At 66.9% G+C, this 6,616-nt stretch carries 7 protein-coding genes; 3 read left to right on the top strand and 4 right to left on the bottom strand.

The window, feature by feature from the left end:
- A partial coding sequence (locus tag KBZ15_RS15560; protein ID WP_255016109.1) for a DUF561 domain-containing protein occupies positions 1–232 on the bottom strand: 232 nt, incomplete at its 3' end.
- Between the two features lie 34 nt (positions 233–266).
- Between KBZ15_RS15560 and tilS the strand changes: the two genes are divergently transcribed.
- Positions 267–1,367: a tRNA lysidine(34) synthetase TilS gene (tilS, locus tag KBZ15_RS15555; RefSeq protein ID WP_255016108.1), complete on the top strand. Its 1,101-nt coding sequence runs from the start codon at positions 267–269 to the stop codon at positions 1,365–1,367.
- Complete coding sequence (locus KBZ15_RS15550; protein WP_255016107.1) at positions 1,364–1,987, top strand: hypothetical protein; 624 nt, start codon at positions 1,364–1,366, stop codon at positions 1,985–1,987. Before tilS ends, KBZ15_RS15550 begins: the two co-directional genes overlap by 4 nt.
- A 30-nt stretch (positions 1,988–2,017) precedes the next feature.
- On the opposite strand, the gene KBZ15_RS15545 is transcribed toward KBZ15_RS15550, so the two are convergent.
- From KBZ15_RS15545 to KBZ15_RS15535, 3 genes are all read right to left on the bottom strand, one after another.
- Positions 2,018–4,084 carry a ribonuclease J gene (locus KBZ15_RS15545; protein WP_255016106.1) on the bottom strand — a complete coding sequence of 689 codons (2,067 nt, stop codon included), beginning with the start codon at positions 4,082–4,084 and terminating at the stop codon, positions 2,018–2,020.
- A gap of 113 nt (positions 4,085–4,197) precedes the next feature.
- On the bottom strand, positions 4,198–5,103 hold the full coding sequence (dapA, locus tag KBZ15_RS15540) for a 4-hydroxy-tetrahydrodipicolinate synthase (RefSeq protein ID WP_255016105.1): 906 nt from the start codon (positions 5,101–5,103) through the stop codon (positions 4,198–4,200).
- Positions 5,100–6,179, bottom strand: a complete 1,080-nt coding sequence (locus tag KBZ15_RS15535; RefSeq protein ID WP_255016104.1) for an aspartate-semialdehyde dehydrogenase — start codon at positions 6,177–6,179, stop codon at positions 5,100–5,102. Before KBZ15_RS15535 ends, dapA begins: the two co-directional genes overlap by 4 nt.
- Before the next feature lie 232 nt (positions 6,180–6,411).
- Here KBZ15_RS15535 and KBZ15_RS15530 point away from each other — a divergent pair.
- On the top strand, positions 6,412–6,616 hold a 205-nt coding region (locus KBZ15_RS15530), incomplete at its 3' end, for a trigger factor family protein (protein ID WP_261357655.1).

Here is a 6,616-nt window from a genome sequence, read left to right as displayed (position 1 = left end):
CGGGATCCACAGCGCTGACGCAGATCGGCAGCCCCCTGGCCCGGGCCGCCAACTTCACCAGGGCCGGATCACAGGCCACATCCACCAGATCGGCCCCCCCCTGGCCAGCGGCGCGACTGATCCGCTCCACCGCGGCCGAATCGAAGTTGGTGAGTCCGGCGATCACCTTCAGCAGGCGCCGCTCCGCCAGGGCGGCCTGCAGGGCAGCGGGCAGCTGTTCGAAGCGCGACATCGCAGGCATGGGCCCTTGGCTTTGAAATGGTGGGGTGATTCTCCCATCCGGAGCCCCTACGACGCTGCATCCCGCCCACCCCAGCCAGCGCTGGAGCCCCGACCACCTGCGGCTGCACCGGCACCTGCTGCGCCACCCCGGCCTGCTGCCGGCGGGGGCGCCCCTGCTGCTGGCGGTGTCCGGCGGCCAGGACTCGATGGCCCTGCTGGCCCTGCTGCTCGACCTGCGCCGGCTGCACCACTGGACGCTGCTGCTCTGGCACGGCGACCACGCCTGGCGGGCCGAATCGGCCCGCCAGGCCGAGGAACTCGCAACCTGGTGCCTGCAGCAGGGCCTCAGCCTGGTGGTTGACCGCTGCGGCGAAGGGGGGGGCCCCAGCGAAGGGGGGCCGCCCAGCGAAGCCAGTGCCCGCCACTGGCGCTATGGCCAGCTGGAGGCCCGGGCCCGGGCCCTCGGGGCCAGTCACGTAGTGACCGGCCACACCGCCAGCGACCGGGCCGAAACCTTGCTGCTGCACCTGGCCCGCGGCAGCCACCGCCGCGGCCTGGCCAGCCTGCGCAGCCAACGGCCCCTGACCAAGGGCCCCGACGAATCCCGCGACTCCAGCAGCTCCAGCAGCATCGAGCTGAGCAGGCCGCTGCTGACCTTCTCCCGCAGCGACACCGCCCGCCTCTGCCGCCAACTGGAGCTGCCGGTGTGGCACGACCCGGCCAACCACGACCTCCGCTACAGCCGCAATCGAATTAGGGCCGAGGTGCTGCCGGTGCTCGAAGCTCTCCACCCCGGCGCTGCCCAGCGGATCGGCGCCCAGGCTGAACGACTGGTCAGCGAACTGGAATGCCGCACCGAAATGGTGGATCTGGCCCTGCAAAACCTCAACAGCGCCAGGGGGCCTGGAGCCGCGGCCGCCCTCGAGCGCCTAGGGCTGGTGGCGCTGGCGCCGGCCAACCAGGGGGAACTGCTGCACCGCTGGTTGGAGTGCCAGATCCAGCAGGTGCTGGCGGCCCGGCCCCTCGAGCAGCTGCTGTCGCGGCTGCAGGCCGGCCAGCCCCCGGGCCGGGCCGATCTGGGCGCCGGTTGGCAGCTGCACTGGGATCAGCGCACACTGTGGCTCCAGCCCGACCCTCCCCAGTGACCGCCTCGCCGGAATCCCTGCAACAGCGCTACGAGGCCATTGAAGGCTTCTACAACGAGCGCCAATGGGACGACGTGGCCAGCCTCAGCGAGGCCCTGCTGGTGGAACTGCCCGACGACCCCAGCCATCCCCTGCGCCAGCGCCTGCAGCTATTGCTGGGTCACACCTATTGCTACGGCTACCAGGATGCCCAGACGGCCACTGGTTTTTACAGCCGGGTGCTGGCTGCCAGCGAGGAGACGATGCTGCGGGAAATCGCCGAACAGGGCCTGAAGCAATGCATCAACCTGGCCGACATCGCCGTTGCGCCAGCCGAGGTCATACCTGACCAATCCCCGGCGGCAACGGCTGCCACTTCTGCCACGGCTGCTACCGCTGTCACGGCTGCCACCCCCTGGATGGAGCAACTGGGCGAGGCGGGGCTGGGCGAAGTGCCCCAACCAGAGCTGGGGCTAACTGAGGTGGAGGTTATTGAGGAACCCGAACTGATCGAGCTGGCCCAAGCCAATCCCAGATATGCCGAGCCGGTAGACCTGGCCATCTTGCCCCTGGCTGCCAAACCCAGCCCCGAGGAGATCGCCGAGCTCTCTAAGGGGCTGTTGCGGGTCGTTATCCGCTGAGTCCGCTCCACTGCCAAGTCAAGCCGGGCCTCAGCCCACCGCTGCGGAACGGCGGCGCCTGGTGCGGCCGGCGGGTTCCGGCTCAAGGTTTGCTGGCGCTGGAGCGGAAACCGGAGCGGGGGCGGCCACTGCAACCGCTACTGCGGTAGCGCTGGGAGTGGCAGTGGCAGTAGCGCTGGGAGCACCGACGGTCGCCAGCTGGCGCTGGGGCGCCGAGGCGCGGCCCCCTGAATCGCGGCCACCTGAATCGCGGCCACCCCGGCCCCGGGGCGCCGGACGGCTGTCGCTCTCCCCCTCCGAGCGGCCCTTGTAGGCCGGCGTGCCGGCGGGGGCGGGTTGCACCAAGCAGATGATCAGGGGCTCCACCTGCAACTCGCGGCGCAGGCGGCGCTGGAGGCCCACCTCCACCTCGCGCTGCACGCCCACCCAATCGACATCCGGGGCCTTGCCGCCGGTGTTACGGCAGAGCTGGCTCCAGCGGTTCTCGAGCACCCAGCCGATTTCCCGCTCCGCCCACATCGACAGCTTGCGGGCATCGGCGGCGGTGACCACCCCCCGGATATTGACCCGGGGCGGGGCCGCCATCACCCCGTCGGTGCTGATCACCGCCAGCAGGGTGATCACCCCATCCTCAGCGAGCTGCTGGCGCTCCTTGAGCACGCGGGCATCGACGATGCCGTTGCGGGAGGCATCGAGCAGTTCAATGCCGGCCTTCACCGGATCCCCGGTGCGGATGGAGTCGGGGCTGAGCTCGACCACATCGCCGTTGTCGATGATCAAGATGTTGTCGGCCGGAACGCCCATCGACTGGGCCGTTTTGCTGTGGGCAATGAGCATGCGGTGCTCACCGTGCACCGGCACGAAATATTTAGGCTTGGTGAGGGCCAGCATCAGTTTCTGATCTTCCTGGAAACCGTGGCCAGAAACGTGAATGCCCTCGCCCTTGCCGTAGACCACCTTGGCCCCCAGCATCATCAGCCGGTCGATGGTGTTGACCACCGAGATGGTGTTCCCCGGAATCGGGCTGGCCGAGAAGATGATCGTGTCGGTGCTCTTCACCTGAACCTGGGGGTGATCACCGCGGGAGATGCGGCTGAGGGCAGCTAGGGGCTCACCCTGGCTGCCGGTCATCAGCAACAGGGTTTCCCGATCGGGCAGGTCGCGAATTTGCTTGATCGGCACGAACAGGTCATCGGGGGCGCGCATGTAGCCCAACTCCCGCGCCTTGGCAATCACATTGAGCATGGAGCGGCCCAGCAGACCCACCTTGCGGCCATTCTTGATAGCCAGCTCCAGGATCATTGACACCCGGTGAATCGAGCTGGCAAAAGTTGTGATGATCACCCGACCTTCTGCCTGGGAAATGTGGCGATCCAGACAGGGGAACACCGAGCGCTCAGGCGGGCAGAAGCCCGGCACTTCGGCATTGGTGGAGTCACTGAATAGGCACAGCACGCCCTGGTCGCCATAGTGGGCCAGGCGAGCCATGTCGAAGGTCTCGCCATCCACCGGCGTGTGGTCAAATTTGAAGTCACCGGTGAAGATCACCGTGCCCACAGGAGTGGTGATGGCCAGCGAGAAGCTGTCGGCCATCGAGTGGGTGTTGCGGATGAACTCCACTGAAAAGTGTTGGCCCACCTTCACCACATCGCGGGGCGCAACGGTTTGGAGGATGGTGCGATCCATCACCCCGGCCTCCTCCATCTTGCCGGTGAGCATGGCCAGCGCCAGACGCGGGCCGTGAATCACGGGGATGGTGAAATTTTTGAGGTGGTGGGCAATGCCACCGATGTGATCTTCGTGACCGTGGGTCACGATCATGCCGCGAATCCGCTTCTGATTTTCCTTGAGATAGCTGGTATCCGGCATCACCACATTGACGCCATGCATGCCATCACTGGGAAAGGCCAATCCGGCATCCACCAGCATGATGTCGTCGCCGTACTCGAACACGCAGGTGTTCTTGCCGATCTCGTGCAGGCCGCCCAGGGGAATTACCCGCAGGTGGGCCTTCTTGGCGCCAGCCTGATTGCCATTTGCCTGGTTGCTGCTTACCTGATTGCGATTTAGCTGGGTGGTGCCGTTGGAGCTCGTCATACGAAAAGAGGGTTAACTGTTAGGAATAATTAAACTAGTCTAAATTGAATTGATCTGAATAAAATTAATCCGAGTTGAATTGATCTAAATAAAGCTGGTCTCAAGCCTTGGCGTCATGTAGGACGCAGGGCAGCCAGGGTTTCGGAGAGGCGTTGGCGCACGGCGGCGTTGGCGGAAAGAAGGGGAAGACGGGGGGCACCCACCGGCCAGCCGCAAAGCTCCAGGGCTGCTTTGACGGGGATGGGATTGGTGGTGCAGAAGAGGGCCTTGCACAGCGGCAGCAACTGCTCGTGCAAGGCCCGGGCCCGGGCCTGATCGCCCTCGAAAAAGGCCCGGATCAGGGCGCTGATCTGGGGTCCGGCCAGGTGGCTGGCCACACTCACCACACCCACGGCCCCCACGGCCAGCATCGGCAGGGTGAGGGCATCGTCGCCGCAGTAGATGGCGAGACGGTCGCCACAGCAGGCCCGCAGGGCACTCACCTCCTCGGTGCTGCCACTGGCTGCCTTGAAACTCACCACATTGGGGCAGTCGAGCAAGCGCGCCACGGTGGCTGCCTCCAGGCTGGTGCCGGTGCGGCCCGGAATGTTGTAGAGCATCAAGGGCAGCTCTGGGGCGGCCGCTGCCACGGCCCGGAAATGGGCTTCGAGGCCTTCCTGCGGGGGCTTGTTGTAGTAGGGCACCACCACCAGGGCGCCATCGGCGCCGAGGGCAGCCGCCTCGCGGGTGGCCTCCACCGCCTCGGCGGTGCAGTTGCTGCCGCTGCCGGCGATCAGTTTGGCCCGGCCCGCCAGGGCCCCTTTAACCGTGGCAAACAGGGCGTGCTGCTCGGCCCAACTGAGGGTGGGGGATTCGCCGGTGGTGCCGCACACCACCAGCCCATCGGAGCCCTGGTTCACCAGGTGGGCCGCCAGGCGGGCAGCCAGGGGGAGATCCAGCGCCCCGTCGGCGCTGAATGGGGTCACCATCGCGGTGAGTAAACGTCCGAAGGGAGGAGCTGGGGGCTGGATCGCTTTCAAGGGCCACCCCCGGCCTGGGCCCCTGGAGCTTCGATCAGCAGTTCAGCGATCTGGATGGCATTGAGGGCCGCACCCTTGCGGATCTGGTCCCCACACAGCCAGAGCTCCAGGGCATTGGGCTCACTGAGATCCTGGCGAATCCGGCCCACCGCCACCGGATCGCGACCGGTCACATCTGTGGGCATCGGGAAGCGATTGGCATCAAAATCGTCCAGCAACTCGACGCCGGGGGCAGCTGCCAGCAGGGCCCGGGCCTCCTCCACCGGGAAGGGCTCGTGAAACTCAATGTTGACGGCTTCGGAGTGGGCCCGCAGCACCGGCACCCGCACACAGGTGGCCGAGAGCCGCAACTCCGGCGTGCCCATGATCTTGCGCGTTTCGTGCAGCATCTTGAGCTCCTCCTCGCAGTAGCCATTGGGCTGCAGCGGCGAGTTGTGCAGAAAGAGGTTGAAGGCCAGGGAGTGGGGCAGCACCTCACTGACGGGCTCGCCCCCATCGAGCACCGTGCGGCTGAGGCTGCGCAGCTCCTCCATGGCCCGGGCGCCGGCGCCGCTGGCGCTCTGATAGGTGCTCACCACCACCCGCCTGATCGGCCGGCGGGCATGGAGGGGGGCCAGGGCCAGGCTGAGCAGGATCGTCGTGCAGTTGGGGTTGGCGATGATGCCCCGGTGGCTAAAGGCCGCCTCGGGATTCACCTCCGGCACCACCAGCGGCACCTCCGGATCCATGCGGAAAGCACTGGAGTTGTCGATTACCAGGGCCCCAGCCGCAGCCGCCAGCGGCGCCCACTGGCGCGACACCGAGCCACCGGCCGAGGCCAGCACCAGATCGACGCCCTCGAAGGCCGAGGCCTCCACGGGTTGGATGGTGAGCGAACGACCCTGCCAACCCAGGCTCTGGCCGGCGGAGCGGGGCGAGGCCAGGGGCAGCAGCTCGGCCACCGGGAAACGGCGCTGCTCGAGCAGCTGGAGCAACTCCTGGCCCACCGCTCCACTGGCCCCCAGAACGGCCACCCGAAGAGGGCGGTTGGGCAGGCACACGGAGCTGGGGGAAAGGCTGGTCTGGACGGCGGTCAAGGGGGCGGGAACGGGATCGAAAGCTGCTGGTTTATCCGGGATGGACGTGGAGAGGCCCGGATCGGGGCATACAGGGGGGCGGGATGCTGCCGCAAAGCAAGGAGCTGGGATCAAATCCCAACCCTGCAAATTAGCTGAACCGAACTATTTCCTTCTTCTGCGCCTCCCGAACAATAGGCCTACGGGGCTCGGAACGGCCGCTTTCTAGGATCGGGCCCTGCATCGACTTTCCATGAGCTCTGCCGCCGCCCCAGTTGCCAGCCTGTCCGTCAAAGCCAGCCCCCGCCCGGGCAGCCGGATGGCCCTGGAGGTGGCCATCCCCGCAGGCCGCAGCCAGGCCAGCTACGACGCCGCCGTGGAGAAGCTCAGCCGCAGCATCAAGCTGCCCGGCTTCCGCAAGGGCAAGGTGCCCCGCCCGGTGCTGCTGCAGCAGATCG

It is taken from the genome of Cyanobium sp. BA20m-p-22 (assembly GCF_024346275.1).
In the GTDB taxonomy this organism is placed as follows: Bacteria; Cyanobacteriota; Cyanobacteriia; order PCC-6307; family Cyanobiaceae; genus Cyanobium_A.
Note: the sequence above shows the minus strand (reverse complement) of the source record. Positions and strands in the feature narration are given on the sequence as shown.